This is a genomic window from Sphingomonas adhaesiva (assembly GCF_036946305.1).
Classification (GTDB): Bacteria; Pseudomonadota; Alphaproteobacteria; order Sphingomonadales; family Sphingomonadaceae; genus Sphingomonas; species Sphingomonas adhaesiva_B.
The window spans coordinates 215,391-232,446 of record NZ_JAQIJJ010000005.1 but is presented as its reverse complement, the minus strand read 5'-3'; the positions used below and the strand labels follow the sequence as shown (position 1 = coordinate 232,446).

Below are 17,056 nucleotides of genomic sequence, written 5' to 3'. Positions count from 1 at the left end.
ATCTACAGGTTGAAGCCGCGCACGACGCGGACGTTGCCGTCCTGCACCTCGACCAGCGCCACGGGGCTGCTACCCAGCATGGCAAAGGCCTGACCGTCGCCGGCGGCGATCCCGACCAGCACGCGCCCCTGACGGAGCGCCCCTGCCTGGTCGGGGGTGAGCGATAGAGCCGGGATGTCGTCCAGCCCCGCGCTCAGCGGCAGGAGTTGGTGTTCAAGGCTGCGCGCCTTAGCGACTTCGTCGAGTTTGTCCAGCGTTATCGCCTGCGCCAGCGCGAACGGTCCCGCGCGGGTGCGGCGCAGATAGGTGACGTGGCCGACGGTGCCCAGCGCCAGCGCGATGTCGCGCGCGAGGCTGCGGATGTACGTGCCCTTGGAGACGTGGGCCGACAACGTCACCTCATCCAGACCGTCATGCCGGACTTGATCCGGCATCCATCCGTCCGCGGGCGCTGGCGCCTGTGGAAGCATGGACCCCGGATCAAGCCCGGGGTGACGGGAGAGGGAATGCACCGTCACCGCGCGGGTCGCCAGCACCACCTCAGCGCCGGCGCGGGCGAGGTCGTAGGCGCGCTGGCCGTCGACCTTCAGCGCGGAATAGGCGGGGGGGAGTTGGTCGATCGGGCCGGTGAAGCGCGGCAACACCGCCTCGACCTCGGCACGCGTCGGGCGCACGTCGCTGGTCGCGATCACCCGGCCTTCGGCGTCCAGCGTGTCGGTCTGCTCGCCGAGGCGGATCGTGAAGTCATACACCTTGTCGCTGTCGAGCATCCGCCCGGCGAGCTTGGTCGCCTCCCCGATCGCGATCGGCAGCACGCCGGTGGCGAGCGGGTCGAGCGTGCCGCCATGGCCCACCTTCGCCTTGCCATAGCCGCCGGTGCGCAACGCGCGCTTCACCGCGGAAACGCCCTGCGTCGAGCCGAGCCCGAGCGGCTTGTCGAGGATCAGCCAGCCGTGCACGCTCAGCCTCCGATCGCGGTGGCGATCGACAGATAGACCTGCGTCAGCGCCTGCGCCGGCGGGGCGACGAGGCGCTGGACGATATTGGCGCCCGGCACCAGCGCGGGCAGCACCAGCAACAGGATGATGAGCAGCGGGAAGCCGAACCGCGCGAGCCGGTCCCAGCGCTGCGCCAGCGGCTCCGGCAGCAGCCCCGCGACGACATGCCCGCCGTCGAACGGCGGCAGCGGGATCAGGTTGAAGATCGCGAGGAAGACGTTGATGAGCAGGAAGTTGACGAGGTTGGACGCGACGAACGCGCCCAGGCTGCCCGCGGGGGCGGTGTCGATCGTCTGCGCGAAGAGACCCAGCAGGATTGCGCCGGCGAGCGCGAGCGCGAGGTTCATCCCCGGCCCGGCGAGCGCGACCAGCATCATTCCCTTGCGCGGGTTGGGCAAGTTGCGTGCGTCGACCGGCACCGGCTTGGCCCAGCCGAACACCGGCGCCTTGGCGATGGCGAGCATCAGCGGCAGCGCGACGGTGCCGATCGGGTCGACATGGCGCAGCGGATTGAACGACAGCCGGTTGAGCCGCGCCGCGGTGGGATCGCCCAGCGCGCGCGCGGCGAGGCCGTGCGCGACTTCGTGGAAGACGATCGCGATCACCAGCGGGATGAGCCACACCGCCGCCGACCAGATGATGCCGTTCGGGTTCATGGCGCGCAGATAGGGGGGAGGAGGGGGGAAGGCTAGGTGGGGCGCGTTCGCTTGCCGCACCCGCATCGTCATTCCCGCGAAGGCGGGAATCCATTCACGCTGTCGTTGCGCTTCTATCGCCGGACCTGCGCGTATGGATCCCCGCCTTCGCGGGGATGACGTTTGTTGACGAAGATCTGTACCCTGGTCGCTAACGCCAAGAAGCGTCGCAACATGTCGGTCGTCTGGTCGTTTCTCGCGCTTCGAAACTATCCGTCCAGCGCCGCCACGAAATGCCGCCGGCACAGCGCCACATAGCGATCGTTGCCGCCGATTTCCGTCTGCCAGCCTTCGCTGACCGGTCGCCCGTCCGCATCCACGCGCAGGTTCATCGTCGCCTTGCGCCCGCAGGCGCAGACCGACTTGATCTCCACCAGCGCGTCCGCCAGCGCCAGCAGGCGTGCGGAGCCGGCGAACAGGCGGCCCTGGAAGTCGGTGCGCAGGCCATAGGCGAGGACGGGGATGCCGGTGTCGTCCGCCAACCGCGCGAGCCCGTCGACCTGCGGCTCGGTGAGGAATTGCGCTTCGTCGACCAGCACGCAGGCGAGCGGGGTGGCGGCGTGCCGCACCAGCGCCAGCGCGGCGAGGTCAGTCGCGATGTCGAACATCGTCGCCGATGCCGCCAATCCAATTCGCGAGGTGATCGTGCCCGGTTCGAAGCGATCGTCCACCGCGGCGGTGAACAGCATCGTGTTCATGCCACGCTCGCGATAGTTGAAATCGGCCTGCAACAGATTGGTCGATTTCCCCGCGTTCATGCTGGCGTAGTAGAAGTAGAGCTTGGCCATCAGGCGAGCGTTTCGATCGGCAGTGGCGTGTCCGTTGCCGCTTTCGCCACGCCGGTGTCGAAGGTCGCGAACGTATCGGCGGCGCCGCGTGCCGCAATCAGGTGGATCATGTCGGCCCAATCCGCGCCCTGACGAAAGCGTTCGATCGCCCATGCCAAGCCGGCGGGATCGGCCACCTGCACCGTGGCCATCATGAGGATGGTCGACAGCGCTTCGGCGGCGATGTTGCGATCGAGCCCGAGGCGCGTGAACAGCAGCCAGCCCAGCTCCGTCCATACCGGCAGCGACACCCAGACCGGCTGGCGCAGAATGTCGGCGGCGATCGCGGTCTGTCGTGCGTCGTCTTGCAGGATGATGCGCGCCAGAACATTGGTATCGACTGCCCTCATGCCTTGTCGTCAGTATCCGGCGACCAGCCCAGGTGGTCGACGGGCAATGGTGCTCCGGCGTGCCGGTACAAGTCCCGCAACCGCGCCATGGCGTCGTCCACGCTGAGTCGTCCCGGCGCCCGGCGTGGGCGCAATGTGACGGCATCACCGGTTTCGATCACCTCGAGATCGAGGCCCGCGGCCCAGCCGAGCCGGTCGCGAGTCGCCTTGGGAACGACGACCTGCCCCTTTCCCGACAATTTCGTGAACGCGTTCATGCTGGTAAGATGCGTCTTACCTCACTCCCCGTCAAGGTCGCGGGCCACCTCCGGGCGGCGCAGCAGCGCGTCGATATGGCTGCCTTCGTCGAAGCTCTCGTCGGCCAGGAACTTGAGGCGCGCGGCGTATTTCATCTTCACGCGGGTGGCGACCTCGCGCTGGAGATAGGCGGTGTTGGTGCGCAGCGCCTTGAGCACCGCTTCCTCGTCCTTGCCCAGCAGCGGCTTCACGAAGACGGTGGCGTGGCGCAGGTCGGGGGACATGCGCACCTCGGTCACGCTCACCATATGCGTGGCGAGCGTGTCGTCGTGGACGTCGCCGCGTTGCAGGATCTCCGACAGGATGTGGCGGACCTGCTCGCCGACGCGCAGCGTGCGGACGGATTTTTCGGGTTTGTCGGTCATCTTTTCAGCCCTCTCCCAGCGGGAGAGGGAGGGACCCGCTCGGCGAAGCCGAGTGGGAGGGTGAGGATGATGTGATCATCCCTCACTCGCCCTCACCCTTCCGCCGGCTTCGCCGGCTCCCTCCCTCTCCCGCCGGGAGAGGGAGAGGGGATCACAGCGTGCGCTCGCGCAGCTCGACCTCGAACGTCTCCAGGAAGTCGCCCGGCTTGATGTCGACGAAGTTCTGCGAGAAGGTCACGCCGCATTCCAGACCCGCGCGCACCTCCGCCACATCGTCCTTGAAGCGGCGCAGCGACGCGATCTCGCCATTGTAGATGATGACGTCGTCGCGCGTGATGCGGGCCTTGAGCGCCTTGCGGATCGCGCCCTCGACCACCAGCAGACCCGCGGCCTTGCCGTGCTTGCCCGCGGAGAAGACCTCGCGGATCTCGGCGCGGCCGACCACCGTCTCGAACGCCTCGGGGCCGAGCTCGCCCGCCATGCCGGCGCGGATCTCGTCGATCAGGTCGTAGATGACGTCGTAATATTTCAACGCCACCTTCTGCCGCTCGGCGATCTCGCGCGCCTTGGCATTGGCGCGGACGTGGAAGCCGATGATCGGCGCCCCCGATGCCCCCGCCAGCGTCACGTCGCTCTCGGTAATGCCGCCGACGCCCGAGTGCAGCACGCGCGCGCGGATCAGATCGGTCGAGATCTTGTTGATCGACGCCACGATCGCCTCGACCGTGCCCTGCGTGTCCGCCTTCACCACCAGCGGATATTCGATCGCCGCATTGGCGCGCAGCGCGGAGAACATGTTCTCCAGGCTGGTCGGCGCCGAGGTGGTGCGCTTCTGCGTGAGCACGCTCTGGCGGTATTCGGCCACCTCGCGCGCCCGCGCCTCGCTCTCGACCACCTGCAACTGGTCGCCCGCCGACGGAGTGCCGGAGATACCCAGCACCTCGACCGGCATCGATGGACCCGCCTGCTTGAGCTGGCGGCCCTTGTCGTCGACCAGCGCACGCACCTTGCCGCTCTCCGCGCCGACGACGAAGACGTCGCCGACCTTCAGCGTGCCGCGCGTGATCAGCACCGTCGCCACCGGGCCGCGGCCCTTGTCCAGCTTCGCCTCGATCACGCTGCCCTCGGCGGCGCGATCGGGGTTGGCCTTGAGGTCGAGCAGCTCGGCCTGGAGCTGGATCTTCTCGATCAGCTCGTCCAGCCCGGTCTTCTTCAGCGCGGATACCTCGACGTCCTGCGTCTCGCCGCCCATCATCTCGACCTGGATGTCATGCTCCAGCAGCCGCTCGCGCACCCGCTGCGGGTTGGCATCGTGCTTGTCGACCTTGTTGATCGCGACGATCATCGGCTTGCCGGCCGCCTTGGTGTGGTTGATCGCCTCGATCGTCTGCGGCATCAGCCCGTCGTCCGCGGCCACCACCAGCACGACGATGTCGGTGACGTCGGCACCGCGCGCGCGCATCTGCGTGAACGCCTCGTGGCCCGGCGTGTCGAGGAAGGTGATCCGCGACTTGTCCTTCAGCGTCACCTGATAGGCGCCGATATGCTGGGTGATGCCGCCGGCCTCGCCCTTCACCACATCGGTGCCGCGCAACGCGTCGAGCAGGCTGGTCTTGCCGTGGTCGACATGGCCCATGATCGTGACGACCGGCGGGCGCGGCTGGAGCGTGTCCTCCGCATCCTCGGTCGTGTCGATCGCGAGGTCGATGTCGGAATCCGACACGCGCACGATATTGTGGCCGAACTCGGTCACCAGCAGCTCGGCGGTGTCCTGATCGATCGTCTGCGTCATCGTGACGGGCATGCCCATCTTGAACAGCGTCTTGACCAGGTCGGCACCGCGCTCCGCCATGCGGTTCGCCAGCTCCTGCACCGTGATCGCCTCGGGCACCTGCACGTCGCGGACCTGCTTGGCCTGCGGCTCGCGCGGGCCGCCGAAGCCACGCTTCTCCTTCTCGCGCGCACGCTTCAGCGCGGCGAGCGAGCGGGCGCGCGCGCCATCCTCGTTGAGCGCGCGATTGACGGTCAGCTTGCCGCCGCGACGCTCGTCGCCCTTGCGGTCGCGCTGCTGCGGACGCGCCGGGACCGCGCTGCGTGAGGGCGCGGCACCGCCCGGCAGCGTGCGCGGAGCGGACGTGCCGCCCGCGCTCGGCGCGGCGGTCGCCGCCGCGGGCTTCGGCTCCGGCTTCGGCTCGGGCTTGGGCTGCGGCTTGGGGATCTCCGGACGCGCGACCGGCGAGAAGCGGCGCGGTGCGGGCATCGCGGGGTCGCGCGCCAGCTCCAGCACGGGCGGCGGAGGCGGCGGTGCGGCGGGCGCAGGCGCCGGCTTCGGCGCGGCCGCGACCGGTGCGGGCGCCGGCGTCGGCGCGGGTTTGGGCGCAGGCGCAGGCGCAGGCTCGGCGACCGGCTGCGGCGCTTCCGCGACCGGGGCAGGTGCCGGCTCGGGCGCCGGGGTCGGCACAGGCGCGGGTTCCGGCGTCGCGGAAACGGGGGCCGGCGTAGGGGCAGGCTCAGGCGCGGGTGCCGCAGCCTCCGCTTCGGCGCGGGCGCGCTCCTCCGCCTTTTCCTCGGCGCGGCGGCGCTCCTCGTCGGCGGCGCGCTGGCGCGCGGCCTCGTCGCGGCGACGTGCCTCTTCCAGCGCGTGCATGCGCTGATCCTCGGCCTCGCGCAGCAGGCGGGCCTGGCGCTCCTGCGGCGTCTCGTTGGAGACGGGCGGGCGCGGCGCGGGGGCCGCCGGCGCCGGGGTCGGCGCGGCGACGGGCTCGGGCGCCGGTGCGGGAGCGGCCTCTGCCGCCGTGCCCGCGCCCTGCGGACCGAGCACGCGGCGACGCTTCACCTCGACCACCACCGTATTGCTACGGCCGTGGCTGAAGCTCTGCTTCACCTTGCCGGTCTCGACCGTGCGCTTCAGCCCCAGCGGCTGGCGCATTCCGAGTTTCGGCTTGTCGTTGTCGGTCTCGCTCACTCAATATCCTCGTCTGTCGTCACGGCCGGTCGTGCCGGCGCGGAACCGGGCGCCGATGCGCCTTGCGCGGCCGTAGCGCAAGGTGCGGGGGTCAGATCGGGGCCGATAAAATGCAGCCAGCGGTCGAGCGCTTCGCTCAACCGTCCGGCAGCCGCGCGGTCGTTGACGCCGATGTGTACCACATTTTCGCGGCCCAGCGCCAACGACAATATGGTGCGATCGACCGGCAACGCCAAGCCCCTCAGGTCACTTCCTTCGGCATCGCTGCCGACGCGCCACGCCTGCGCCAGCTTGCGGCACCCGTCCTCGCGCGCGTCGGCGGCGTGGTAGAGCGCGTGGAGCTTGCCGCTGCGCGCCGCGGTCTCGATCCGGTCCGAGCCGGTCAGCAGCGTGCCGGTGCGCGACTCCAGCCCCAGCCGGTCGAGCGCGTTGCGCTCCAGCGCGGCGGCGATCAGCGCGGGCAGATCGTCGGGAATGATGATGTCGGCGTCGCGCAGCGTGCGCGCGAGCTGGCCGCGCAGCTTGCCCTTGGCGATCGCGGTGTCGAGTTCCGCGCGCGTGACGCCGATCCACGCGCCGCGCCCCGGCGCCTTGGCGCGCACGTCGGGCAGGACGCGGCCATCGGGCGCGAGCGCGAGGCGGATCAGCGCCGCGGGAGACGCGCGCTCGCGGGTGAGGATGCAGGAGCGGACGGGATCGGTCATGTGCGCTTCCCCGTTATCGTCATGCCGGGCTCGACCCGGCATCCATGGAGCCGCGGGCGCTGGCGCTCGCGGACGGATGGACCCCGGGTCAAGCCCGGGGTGACGGTGGGTTGCGGGGCGACGCCACGTGCGACATCATCCGAACCATGCGCGAGCGACATCCGTGCGTGTACATGCTGGCGAGTGGGCGACTGGGCACGATCTACGTCGGCGTGACGTCCAACCTCGTCGGCCGAATCATCCAGCATCGCGACGGAACCTTTGGCGGGTTCACGGAGCAATATGCTGTCCACCGGCTCGTTTGGTACGACATGGCGGACACGATGGAGGCTGCCATTGCCGCCGAGAAACGCCTCAAGCGTTGGCATCGCGACTGGAAGATCGAGCTGATCGAACGCGCCAATCCACACTGGAACGACCTGGCGCTTGGCCTGGGATTGCCGCCACTCGCGTAGCTTCGTCATGCCGGGCTTGACCCGGCATCCATGGTGCCGCGAGCGTAACGCTCGCGGACGGATGGACCCCGGCGCAAGGCCGGGGTGACGGTGATAGTGGAGCGCTACCGTGTCATTGCGAGGGTTTCGCATCGGCGACCTCCCTCGGTGCATCGCGGTGGGCGATCAGTACGCCGCCGGCGCCGTAATTCTCCGTCGCGACTTCCTCGATCACGACTTGGACCGCGGCCGGGTTCTTGCCCAGCCGCGTGACCAGCGAGGACGTGACGTCGGCCACGATCCCCGCCTTCTGCTCGACACTCGCGGTGCCGGCCAGTCGGATCGAGACGAACGGCATCAGGCCTCTTCCGCCTCCGAACCGGCCTCGGCGGCAGGCTCGTCATCGAACCAGTGCGCGCGTGCGGCCATGATGATCTCGTTGCCCTGCTCCTCGGAGAGGCCGTATTCGCCCAGCACGCCGCCCTTGTGCTCGGGGCGCTTGGGGGCGTCCTCGTTGCGGCGGCGCGGTTCCTGGCGCTTCTTCTCGATCAGCTCGTCGGTGGCAAGGTCGGCGAGATCGTCGAGCGTCTTGATCCCGGCCTTGCCGAGCGTCACCAGCATCGCCTCGGTCATGTACGGCAGGTCGGCGAGCGCGTCGTCGACGCCCAGCGCCTGACGCTCCTCGCGATTGGCCTGCTCGCGGCGCTCCAGCGCTTCCTGCGCACGGCTTTGCAGCTCCTGCGCGAGATCCTCGTCGAAGCCCTCGATCCCGGCCAGCTCGTCCAGCTCGACATAGGCGACCTCCTCCAGCGCGCTGAAGCCCTCGGCCACCAGCAGCTGCGCCAGCGTCTCGTCGACGTCCAGCTCGTTCTGGAACGTCTCGGAATTCTTGACGAACTCGTTCTGGCGCTTCTCGCTCGCGTCGGTCTCGGTCAGGATGTCGATCGCCTTGGCGGTCAGCTGCGAGGCGAGGCGCACGTTCTGGCCGCGACGGCCGATGGCGAGCGACAACTGGTCGTCCGGCACCACGACCTCGATCCGGTCCTCTTCCTCGTCGATCACCACGCGCGCGACGTTCGCCGGCTGCAACGCGTTGACGACGAAGGTCGCGGTGTCGGGCGACCAGGGGATGATATCGATCTTCTCGCCCTGCATCTCCTGCACGACGGCCTGGACGCGGCTGCCCTTCATGCCGACGCAGGCGCCGACCGGGTCGATCGACGAATCGTGGCTGATGACGCCGATCTTCGCGCGGCTGCCCGGATCGCGGGCGGCGGCCTTGATCTCGATAATGCCGTCGTAGATCTCGGGCACTTCCTGCGCGAACAGCTTCTTCATGAAGTCGGGGTGCGCGCGGCTGAGGAAGATCTGCGGCCCGCGATTCTCGCGCACCACCTTCAGGATCAGCGAGCGGATGCGGTCGTTCACGCGCACCACCTCGCGCGGGATTTGCGCATCGCGGCGGATGACGCCCTCGGCACGGCCCAGGTCGACGACGATATGGCCGAACTCGACCCGCTTGACGACGCCGGTGATGATCTCGCCCGAGCGGTCCTTGAACTCCTCATACTGGCGCTCGCGCTCGGCATCGCGGACCTTCTGGAAGATGGTCTGCTTGGCGGCCTGCGCCTGGATGCGGCCGAACTCGATCGGGGGCAGGGGATCGACCAGATAGTCGCCGACGACCGCGCCCGCCTGGAGCTTCTGCGCGCCCTTCACGTCGACCTGCTTGTACAGGTCGTCGACCTCCTCCACCACCTCGACCACGCGCCACAGCCGCAGGTCGCCGTTGTTGGCGTCCAGCTTCGCGCGGATGTCCATTTCCTGGCCGTAGCGCGTGCGCGCGGCGCGCTGGATCGCGTCCTCCATCGCCTCGATGACGATCGCCTTGTCGATCATCTTCTCCGACGCGACCGAATTCGCGATCGCGATCAGCTCCGCACGGTTCGCGGTGACGCCGGTGGCCATCAGTGGTTTTCCTCTTCGTGAAGCTCTTCTTCGTCCGCACCCTCGACCGAGAGCGGGACGGTTGCTGCGATCAGTTTGTCGGTCAGGACCAGCTTGGCATCCGCGATCAGCGCGAACGGCACCTGTGCCAGTTCGCCGGTGCGCGGGTGGCGGATCGCGATCTGCCCGTCCGCATAGATGCCCTCCAGCTCGCCCTTGAACTGCTTCTGCCCGTCGACCGCCTCGGTCAGGACGATGCGCGCCTCGTGGCCCGCCCAGTCGGTGAAGTCCTGTGTGCGGGTCAGCGGGCGGTCGATGCCGGGGGAGGAGACCTCCAGCCGGTACGCGCCCTCGATCGGGTCGCGGCCCGCTTCCTCCAGCGCGTCGAGCTTGTCGGACAGGCGGCGCGACAGTTCGGCGCAATCGTCGATCGTCAGCTGGCGGGTGTCGGGGCGCTCCGCCATGACCTGCAACGTGCGCTCGTCACCCTTGCCGAACAGCCGGACGCGCACCAGCGCAAAGCCGAGTCCCTGCGCCTCGGGTTCGACCAGTTGGAAAAGAGCAGCGTTGTCGGCCAAGCGGATGTCCTGTGGATGCGTTTGTTGCCGCCGCGGAGCGAGCCCCGCAGCCCCTTGCACCTTGCGATGTAAGAGAAAGCGAGCGGGATATAGCGCTGTCCTCGTATCTCCGCAAGCCGGTTGCCCGCGACTCCCGCGCTTCCTAGATCGCGGACGATGACCGGCAGCTACGGCCCCCCCGACCGCTTCAACGAGGAAACCGCCACTTACACCGTGCGCGGCGCCGATACGCCCGACCTGGAGGGGGGCGTGGCGGCGATCCGCAACGTGCTGAAGACGCTGCCGATGAAGCCGGGCGTGTACCGGATGCAGGATGCCAAGGGCGACGTCCTGTACGTCGGCAAGGCGCGCGCGCTGAAGAATCGTGTCGGCAATTACGTCCAGGTCGATCGCCTGTCGAAGCGGTTGCAGCGGATGGTGTCGCTGACGCGGTCGATGACGATCGTCACCACCAACAACGAGGCGGAGGCGCTGCTGCTGGAGGCGCAGCTGATCAAGCGCTATCGCCCGGCGTACAACGTGCTGTTGCGCGACGATAAGAGCTTTCCGTTCATCCTGTTGCGGGCGGACCACGACTTTCCGCGGATCCAGAAGCATCGCGGCGCGCGGCGCGCAAAGGGCGATTATTACGGGCCGTTCGCGAGTGCGGGGAGCGTCAACAATACGCTGAACGCGCTCCAGAAGCTGTTCCTGCTGCGGTCGTGTACCGATGGCTTCTTCAAGACGCGCGACCGGCCGTGCCTGCTGTACCAGATCAAGCGCTGCTCCGCGCCGTGCGTCGGGCGGATCGACGCGGCGGGCTATGCCGAGCTGGTGGGGGATGCGAAGAAGTTCCTCGCCGGCAAGGCGACCGACGTGCAGGCGAAGCTGGGCGCGCAGATGCAGGCGGCGTCCGACGCGATGGATTTCGAGCTGGCGGTGGTGCTGCGCGACCGGCTGAAAGCGCTGACCTTCGTGCAGGGGACGCAGTTCATCAACGCCGAAGGGGTGGGCGACGCCGACATCTTCGCGCTGGCGGCGCATGAGGGACTGATCGCGATCGAGGCCTTCTTCATCCGCGGCGGGCAGAATTGGGGGCATCGCAGCTTCTTCCCCGCGCACACCGCCGATGTGCCGGAGGAGGAGGTGCTCCAGCTGTTCCTGATGCAATTCTATGACGAGGTGCCGCCGGCGCGGACCGTCTTCATCGACCGCGTGCTGCCCGAAGCGGAGGTGCTGGCGCAGGCGCTGGGCGAGCAGGCGGGGCGCAAGGTGGAGCTGACCGTGCCGCAGCGCGGCGTGCGCCGCCGCCTGCTGGACCAGGCAACGCGCAACGCGAGGGAGGCGGTCGAGCGGCGGCTGGCGGAGAGCACGACGCAGGCGAAATTGCACCGCGAGGTCGCCGAATTGTTTGAACTGCCCGACGCGCCGGACCGGATCGAGGTCTATGACAACAGCCATATCCAGGGCGCCCATGCGCTGGGCGCGATGGTGGTTGCGGGGCCGGAGGGGTTCCGCAAGGGCCAGTATCGCAAGTTCAACATCAAACAGGCCGCGACCGACGACGATTTCGCGATGATGCGCGAGGTGCTGACGCGGCGCTTCGCGCGCGCGCTGGAGGAGGATCCGGATCGCGACGGCGGCGCGTGGCCCGACCTGGTGCTGCTGGACGGCGGGCGCGGGCAGCTGAACGCGGCCAAGGCGGTGCTGGAGGATCTGGGGATCGAGGACGTGTGCCTGGTCGGCGTCGCCAAGGGACCGCACCACGGACGCGAGGGGCGCGAGGTGTTCCACCTGATGGACGGGCGCGAGATCACGCTGCCGGTCAATGCGCCGGTGCTGTTCTATCTCCAGCGGCTGCGCGACGAGGTGCACCGCTTCGCGATCGGCGCGCACCGGGCGAAGCGCGCGAAGGCGATCGGCGCCAGCCCGCTGGACGAGGTGCCGGGCATCGGCCCGGCGCGCAAGAAGGCGCTGCTGATGCATTTCGGAACGGGACGCGCGGTGCGCAACGCGAGCCTTGAGGATCTGCGCAAGGCGCCGGGCGTGTCGGCGGCGGTGGCGCAGCAGGTGTACGATTTCTATCACGCGCGGTGACCGGCGCGCGCTTTCGCGCGACCGCGACGCTCGCTAGGGTGCTCCCCGGGGACATATCCGGGGGGAATGATCGATGCGGCGAGCGCCGTTGTTTTTCGCATTGCTGGCGAGCGCGGCGGGCGCGCATGCGTCGGACACGGTACGCTATGCGCCGGCCGCGGCGTGGGTGACGCCCGCGCCCGCGATCGCGCCGGCGCAACTGGCGGCGGATGCGCCGGTGATCGTGCTGATGGACACGCAGGCGCGGCTGTCGGGTGCGACCACCGACACCTATGTCGATGCCGCGACGCGCGTCGCGACCGAGCAATTGCTGACGCAGCTCGGCAATGTGTCGATCCCCTGGATGCCCGATCGCGGCGACCTGACGGTGCATCGCGTCGAGATCCTGCGCGCCGGCAAGGTGATCGACCTGCTGGCGGGCGGGCAGCGCTTCACCGCGATCCGTCGCGAACAGCAGATGGAGCAGAACGTCCTGACCGGGATGATGACCGCGACGCTGCCGGTGGCCGGGCTGCAACTGGGCGACGTGCTGCGCGTGTCGTTCACGATCGGTCAGAGCGACAAGGCGCTGGGCGGCCATACCACCGCGACGGTGCCGACCCCGCCCGCGCCGTTCCGCGCCGGCTTCGCGCGCTCGCGGCTGTTGTGGCCCAAAGCGGAGGCGGTGCGGTGGAAGGGCTATGGCGAGGGGCTGACCACCAGCGAGCGCGACCTGGACGGGATGCACGAGGTGACCGCCGCGCTGCCGCTGCCCAAGCCGACCGACATGCCCGACGACCTGCCGACGCGGCTGGTGCGGCTGCCGGTGCTAGAGGCGGCGTCGTTTGCCGACTGGGCCGACGTGTCGCGCACCATGGCGCCGCTGTATGCGACCGCGGGACTGATCGCGCCGGGCAGCCCGCTGGACGGCGAGGTGAAGGCGATCGCGGCGGCGGAGAGCGACCCGCTGCGGCGCGCGCAACGGGCACTGGAACTGGTGCAGGGCAAGATCCGCTATCTGGCGGTGGCGATGGACGGCGGCGGGCTGACCCCGCAGCCGCCCGCGACGACGTGGGAATTGCGCTACGGCGACTGCAAGGCGAAGACGCTGCTGCTGCTGGCGATGCTGCATGCGCTGGGGGTGGAGGCGGAACCCGCGATCGCCAGCGTCCAGACCGGCGGGCTGGTGACCGCGCGGCTGCCGTCGGCGGCGGCGTTCGACCATATCCTCGTGCGGGCGACGGTGGCGGGCGAGACCTTGTGGCTGGACGGCACCGGGCTGGGCGCGCGGCTGGACGACATCCGCGACGTGCCGCCGTTCCATTCCGTGCTGCCGCTGCGCACCGCGGGCACCGGGCTGGAGACGCTGCCGCAGCGCGCCGATGCCCGCCCCGAGCGGATCGTCGAGCTGACGTGGGACCAGCGCGCCGGGCTGGATTTCCCGGCGACGTTCGACGCCAGGATCACGCTGCGCGGGCGCGGGGCGGAGATGATCGCGACGCTCGCCAACCAGGCCGATGCCGAGCAGAAGCGCGAATGGCTGGACCAGATGATCGCGTCGGAGGCGGGGGAGGCGCAATTCTCCGCCGAGGCGCTGCGCTACGATCCGGTCACCGCGACCGTCGTCATCACCGGCAGCGGGATCGCCAGCACCGGCTGGTGGCGGCAGAACCGGCGCTATCGCCGCATCGTCGATCGCGCGGTGGGCGCGATGGATTTCGCCCCCGACCGTGCGCGGCAGGCCTGGCGCGAGCTGCCCGTGGCGACGGGCATGCCCGGCAGCACCGCCTATCGCACCGTGATGACCCTGCCGGACGGTGGCGCGGGGTTCGAGCTGGAAGGCGCGCGCACGCTGCCCGCGACCCTCGCCGGGCGGCAGGTGCGCCGGACCGTGGCGCTGACCGGTGCGACGCTGACGATCGAGGATCGCGTCGATGCGGTGGGGGCGGAGATCGCGCCCGCCGCGCTGGCGGGCGAGCGCGCGCGCTATGCACAGGCCAAGGCGGACGCGCTGCGCGTGCTGGCGCCGGTGCAGGTGCCGACGCGGGTCGAGCAGGTGGTCGCCGCGCGCAAGGACGGCCGCTTCGCCAGGCTGGAACAGGCGTTCGCGGCGGCGATCGCGCGCGATCCGAAGGAGGAGACGGGCTATATCAGCCGCGCCTCGTTCCGCTCCGGCATCTATGACGTGACCGGCGCGGTTGCCGACCTGACGCGCGCGATCGACCTGAAGGATTCGGTCGAGCTGCGGCTGCGCCGTGCCGCGCTGTTCACCAAGGCGGGCAAGCCGCGCGAGGCGATCGCCGATTACGAGGCGGCGCGCGCGCTGGAACCCGATAACGACGGCGCGCTGATCGGGCTGGCCAACGCCAGGGCGCGCACCGGCGACCGCGCCGCCGCCTATGCGCTGCTGGACGAACGGATCGCGCGCGGCGATCGCGACCGGTTCGGCGCGGTGGTGGAGCGGGCCGAACTGCTGGCGCTGGAGGCCAAGCCGGCCGAGGGCGTCGCGCTGGTCGACGCCGCGATCGTCGAGCGGCCGGGCGATCCCAACCTGCTCAACTCGCGCTGCTGGGTGAAGGGGCTGGGCAATGTCATGCTCGACAGCGCGCTGAAGGATTGCACGCGCTCGATCGAGCTGAGCGACAGTCCGGCGGCGGCGCTCGACAGCCGTGGTCTCGCCTATCTGCGGATGGGGAAGATCGAGGAGGCGCTGGCGGACCTCGACGCCGCGATCGAGCTGATGCCGCAAAGCGCGGGCACGCTGTACCTGCGCGGGCTGGCGCGGCGGCGCGCCGGGCGGCAGGCGGAAGGCGCGGCCGACGTGGCGGCGGCGACGCTGATGGACCCGCAGGTGGCGACCGAGTTCCGGCGCTTCGGCGTGACCGAATAGCGGCAACGAAGCCCTTACCTCTTGTCGGTACACGGACGGGCATCATGCCCGCCGTGTTCCTGACGATCGATACCGAGTTCCGCTGGGGGCATCATGCCGCCGGACTGGCGCTGCCCGCGATCGGGGCGCGGTCGATCGAGCCCGCGGGCGTGGGGCTGGCGTGGCAGCTGGAGGTGCTGGCGCGGCACGGGTTGAAGGCGTGCTTCTTCGTCGATCCGATGCCGGCGCTGGTCTATGGCGCGGCGGCGATCGAGCGTATCGTCGCGCCGATCCTGGCCGCGGGGCAGGAGGTGCAGCTGCATCTCCACCCCAATTGGGTCGGGGCCTGTCCCGGCGACCGCGGCGCACGCCACGGGCGGTTCGAGCTGATCGACCATTCGCGCGACGCGCAAGGCGCGCTGCTGGCGAAGGCGATCGCGCTGCTGGCCGCGGCGGGCGCGCCCGCACCGGTCGCGTTCCGCGCCGGCAGCTATGCCGCGAACGACGATACGCTGTCGGCGCTGGCGATGCTCGGCATCCGCTACGACAGCAGCCACAATGGCGCGCACGCGCCGTGGCCGAGCGCGATCGGCTTGCCGCCGGGACAGATCGCGCCGGTGGCGCGGCGGGGATTGGTGGAGGTGCCGGTGACGGTGATCGAGGATCGCCCGGGCAGCTATCGCAACCTTCAGATCTGCGCGCTGTCGGCCGCCGAGATGCGTGCCGCGCTGGACCATGCGGTGGCGCACGACCATGCCGCGGTAACGATCGTCAGCCACAGCTTCGAACTCGCCAATCGTGCCGGCACCGCGCCCAACCGCGTCCATGTCCGCCGCTTCGACGCGCTGTGCGCGATGCTGGCGGCACGCGCCGACGTGCTGCCGACGCGGCACTTTGCGGAGCGCCCGGACCTGCCGCTCGATCGCGCCGACCGGCCGCTGCCGCCCAGCGCGATGCGGCGGCACTGGCGGCAGGTGGAACAGGCGTGGTCGACGCTGGTCGCGGAGCGCGCGGCGTGACGCATCCCCCCAAATCCCGGGCGCTGGCGTTGCAGGTCGGCGCGCGGACGCTGGCGACGATCCCGCGGCGGCTGGTGCGCGTCGGGCTGTCGCTGGACGAGGCGCTGGCGGGCGGGGCGCCGGTGCTGCCCGCGCTGGACGGCGCGGACGGCTGGCATGTGACCTCGCTGCCCGCGGCGGTGGCGCTGGAGGCGCCGGGGCTGGCGTGGGTGCGGCAGCGCTACATGCGGTATTATGTTGATCTGGCCGCGGGGGAGGCGGCGTGGCGGGCGGGCCTGTCCGCCGCGACCCGCGCGACGATGAAGCGCAAGGCGAAGAGGCTGGCGGCGGCCGGCGGCGGCCGGATCGACATCCGCCGCTATCGCACCGCGGACGAGATGGCCGCGTTCCACCCGCCGGCGCGCGCGGTGGCGGCGACCACCTATCAGGAACGGTTGCTGGGGGCGGCGTTGCCGGCCGATCCGGCGGCGGTGGCGCAGGCCGCGGCGGGGGATGGCGCGCGCGGCTGGCTGCTGTTCGTGTGCGACGCGCCGGCGGCGTATCTATGGTGTACCGCGCAAGGATCCGCGTGGCGGTACGACCATGTCGGGCACGATCCGGCGTTCGCGGCGCTGTCGCCCGGCGCGGTGCTGATGGAGGCGGCGCTGGGCGACCTGTTCGGTGATCGATTGGCGCGGTTCGACTTCACCGAGGGCGAGGGGCAGCACAAGCGCACGCTGGCGAGCGGCGGGGTGGCGTGCCGCGACGTGGTGGTGCTGCGGCGGACATGGGCGAATCGCGCGGCGCTGGGGGTGGTGCGCGGGTTCGATAACGCGGTGACCGCGGCGAAGCGGGTGCCGGTGGCGCGGGCGTTGGCGGCGCGAGTGCGGCGGTAGGCGACGCGCCGGACGTCATGCCAGCGCAGGCTGGCATCTCTGGCGACGGAGGCGGGCAGGCGCCGCGGGAGGCCCCAG

At 70.2% G+C, this 17,056-nt stretch carries 16 protein-coding genes; 5 read left to right on the top strand and 11 right to left on the bottom strand.

Annotated elements, in window-relative coordinates; genetic code table 11:
- Nucleotides 1-2: 2 nt before the first annotated feature.
- From truB to PGN14_RS10130, 8 genes are all read right to left on the bottom strand, one after another.
- Nucleotides 3-959 (bottom strand): tRNA pseudouridine(55) synthase TruB, encoded by a 957-nt coding sequence (gene truB, locus PGN14_RS10165; RefSeq protein ID WP_335299401.1) that lies wholly within the window; start codon nt 957-959, stop codon nt 3-5.
- A gap of 2 nt (nt 960-961) precedes the next feature.
- Nucleotides 962-1,654, bottom strand: a complete 693-nt coding sequence (locus PGN14_RS10160; protein ID WP_335299400.1) for a site-2 protease family protein — start codon at nt 1,652-1,654, stop codon at nt 962-964.
- Between the two features lie 248 nt (nt 1,655-1,902).
- The gene (locus tag PGN14_RS10155; protein WP_335299399.1) at nt 1,903-2,481 is read right to left on the bottom strand and encodes a thymidine kinase; all 579 of its coding nucleotides are present in this window, start codon (nt 2,479-2,481) and stop codon (nt 1,903-1,905) included.
- Nucleotides 2,481-2,870, bottom strand: a complete 390-nt coding sequence (locus PGN14_RS10150; protein ID WP_335299398.1) for a type II toxin-antitoxin system VapC family toxin — start codon at nt 2,868-2,870, stop codon at nt 2,481-2,483. Before PGN14_RS10150 ends, PGN14_RS10155 begins: the two co-directional genes overlap by 1 nt.
- On the bottom strand, nt 2,867-3,127 hold the full coding sequence (locus tag PGN14_RS10145; RefSeq protein ID WP_335299397.1) for an AbrB/MazE/SpoVT family DNA-binding domain-containing protein: 261 nt from the start codon (nt 3,125-3,127) through the stop codon (nt 2,867-2,869). Before PGN14_RS10145 ends, PGN14_RS10150 begins: the two co-directional genes overlap by 4 nt.
- A 21-nt stretch (nt 3,128-3,148) precedes the next feature.
- Entirely contained in the window at nt 3,149-3,532 is a 384-nt protein-coding gene (rbfA, locus tag PGN14_RS10140) for a 30S ribosome-binding factor RbfA (protein ID WP_335299396.1), read from the bottom strand.
- Between the two features lie 151 nt (nt 3,533-3,683).
- Nucleotides 3,684-6,497, bottom strand: coding sequence for a translation initiation factor IF-2 (infB, locus tag PGN14_RS10135; RefSeq protein WP_335299395.1), 2,814 nt, complete (start codon nt 6,495-6,497; stop codon nt 3,684-3,686).
- Entirely contained in the window at nt 6,494-7,201 is a 708-nt protein-coding gene (locus PGN14_RS10130) for a DUF448 domain-containing protein (protein ID WP_335299394.1), read from the bottom strand. The genes infB and PGN14_RS10130 overlap by 4 nt, the downstream gene beginning before the upstream one ends.
- A 146-nt stretch (nt 7,202-7,347) precedes the next feature.
- On the opposite strand from PGN14_RS10130, the gene PGN14_RS10125 reads away from it, so the two are divergent.
- On the top strand, nt 7,348-7,656 hold the full coding sequence (locus PGN14_RS10125) for a GIY-YIG nuclease family protein (RefSeq protein WP_335299393.1): 309 nt from the start codon (nt 7,348-7,350) through the stop codon (nt 7,654-7,656).
- Between the two features lie 112 nt (nt 7,657-7,768).
- Here PGN14_RS10125 and PGN14_RS10120 read toward each other — a convergent pair whose 3' ends face one another.
- Genes PGN14_RS10120 through rimP form a run of 3 tightly spaced genes read right to left on the bottom strand, consistent with a single transcriptional unit; the run spans nt 7,769 to nt 10,160 of the window.
- A complete protein-coding gene (locus tag PGN14_RS10120; RefSeq protein WP_335299392.1) occupies nt 7,769-7,993 on the bottom strand; it encodes a tautomerase family protein in 225 nt (74 codons plus the stop codon).
- Nucleotides 7,993-9,603 (bottom strand): transcription termination factor NusA, encoded by a 1,611-nt coding sequence (nusA, locus tag PGN14_RS10115; protein WP_335299391.1) that lies wholly within the window; start codon nt 9,601-9,603, stop codon nt 7,993-7,995. Before nusA ends, PGN14_RS10120 begins: the two co-directional genes overlap by 1 nt.
- Nucleotides 9,603-10,160: a ribosome maturation protein RimP gene (gene rimP / locus PGN14_RS10110; protein ID WP_335299390.1), complete on the bottom strand. Its 558-nt coding sequence runs from the start codon at nt 10,158-10,160 to the stop codon at nt 9,603-9,605. The genes nusA and rimP overlap by 1 nt, the downstream gene beginning before the upstream one ends.
- 156 nt (nt 10,161-10,316) lie before the next feature.
- Between rimP and uvrC the strand changes: the two genes are divergently transcribed.
- From uvrC to PGN14_RS10090, 4 genes are all read left to right on the top strand, one after another.
- Nucleotides 10,317-12,236 (top strand): excinuclease ABC subunit UvrC, encoded by a 1,920-nt coding sequence (uvrC, locus tag PGN14_RS10105; RefSeq protein ID WP_335299389.1) that lies wholly within the window; start codon nt 10,317-10,319, stop codon nt 12,234-12,236.
- Nucleotides 12,237-12,309: 73 nt separating this feature from the next.
- Nucleotides 12,310-15,105, top strand: coding sequence for a DUF3857 domain-containing protein (locus tag PGN14_RS10100; protein ID WP_335299388.1), 2,796 nt, complete (start codon nt 12,310-12,312; stop codon nt 15,103-15,105).
- A 44-nt stretch (nt 15,106-15,149) separates the two neighbouring features.
- Nucleotides 15,150-16,103: a polysaccharide deacetylase gene (locus tag PGN14_RS10095; protein ID WP_335299387.1), complete on the top strand. Its 954-nt coding sequence runs from the start codon at nt 15,150-15,152 to the stop codon at nt 16,101-16,103.
- Nucleotides 16,100-16,978 (top strand): GNAT family N-acetyltransferase, encoded by an 879-nt coding sequence (locus PGN14_RS10090; protein WP_335299386.1) that lies wholly within the window; start codon nt 16,100-16,102, stop codon nt 16,976-16,978. Before PGN14_RS10095 ends, PGN14_RS10090 begins: the two co-directional genes overlap by 4 nt.
- Nucleotides 16,979-17,056: the final 78 nt, after the last annotated feature.

Excerpts from the sequence above, each read along its gene's own strand:
- PGN14_RS10160 (WP_335299400.1), bottom strand. The coding sequence starts at position 1,654 with ATGAACCCGAACGGCATCATCTGGTCGGCGGCGGTGTGGCTCATCCCG.
- PGN14_RS10155 (WP_335299399.1), bottom strand. The coding sequence starts at position 2,481 with ATGGCCAAGCTCTACTTCTACTACGCCAGCATGAACGCGGGGAAATCG.
- PGN14_RS10150 (WP_335299398.1), bottom strand. The coding sequence starts at position 2,870 with ATGAGGGCAGTCGATACCAATGTTCTGGCGCGCATCATCCTGCAAGAC.
- PGN14_RS10145 (WP_335299397.1), bottom strand. The coding sequence starts at position 3,127 with ATGAACGCGTTCACGAAATTGTCGGGAAAGGGGCAGGTCGTCGTTCCC.
- rbfA (WP_335299396.1), bottom strand. The coding sequence starts at position 3,532 with ATGACCGACAAACCCGAAAAATCCGTCCGCACGCTGCGCGTCGGCGAG.
- PGN14_RS10130 (WP_335299394.1), bottom strand. The coding sequence starts at position 7,201 with ATGACCGATCCCGTCCGCTCCTGCATCCTCACCCGCGAGCGCGCGTCT.
- PGN14_RS10125 (WP_335299393.1), top strand. The coding sequence starts at position 7,348 with ATGCGCGAGCGACATCCGTGCGTGTACATGCTGGCGAGTGGGCGACTG.
- PGN14_RS10120 (WP_335299392.1), bottom strand. The coding sequence starts at position 7,993 with ATGCCGTTCGTCTCGATCCGACTGGCCGGCACCGCGAGTGTCGAGCAG.
- nusA (WP_335299391.1), bottom strand. The coding sequence starts at position 9,603 with ATGGCCACCGGCGTCACCGCGAACCGTGCGGAGCTGATCGCGATCGCG.
- uvrC (WP_335299389.1), top strand. The coding sequence starts at position 10,317 with ATGACCGGCAGCTACGGCCCCCCCGACCGCTTCAACGAGGAAACCGCC.
- PGN14_RS10100 (WP_335299388.1), top strand. The coding sequence starts at position 12,310 with ATGCGGCGAGCGCCGTTGTTTTTCGCATTGCTGGCGAGCGCGGCGGGC.
- PGN14_RS10095 (WP_335299387.1), top strand. The coding sequence starts at position 15,150 with ATGCCCGCCGTGTTCCTGACGATCGATACCGAGTTCCGCTGGGGGCAT.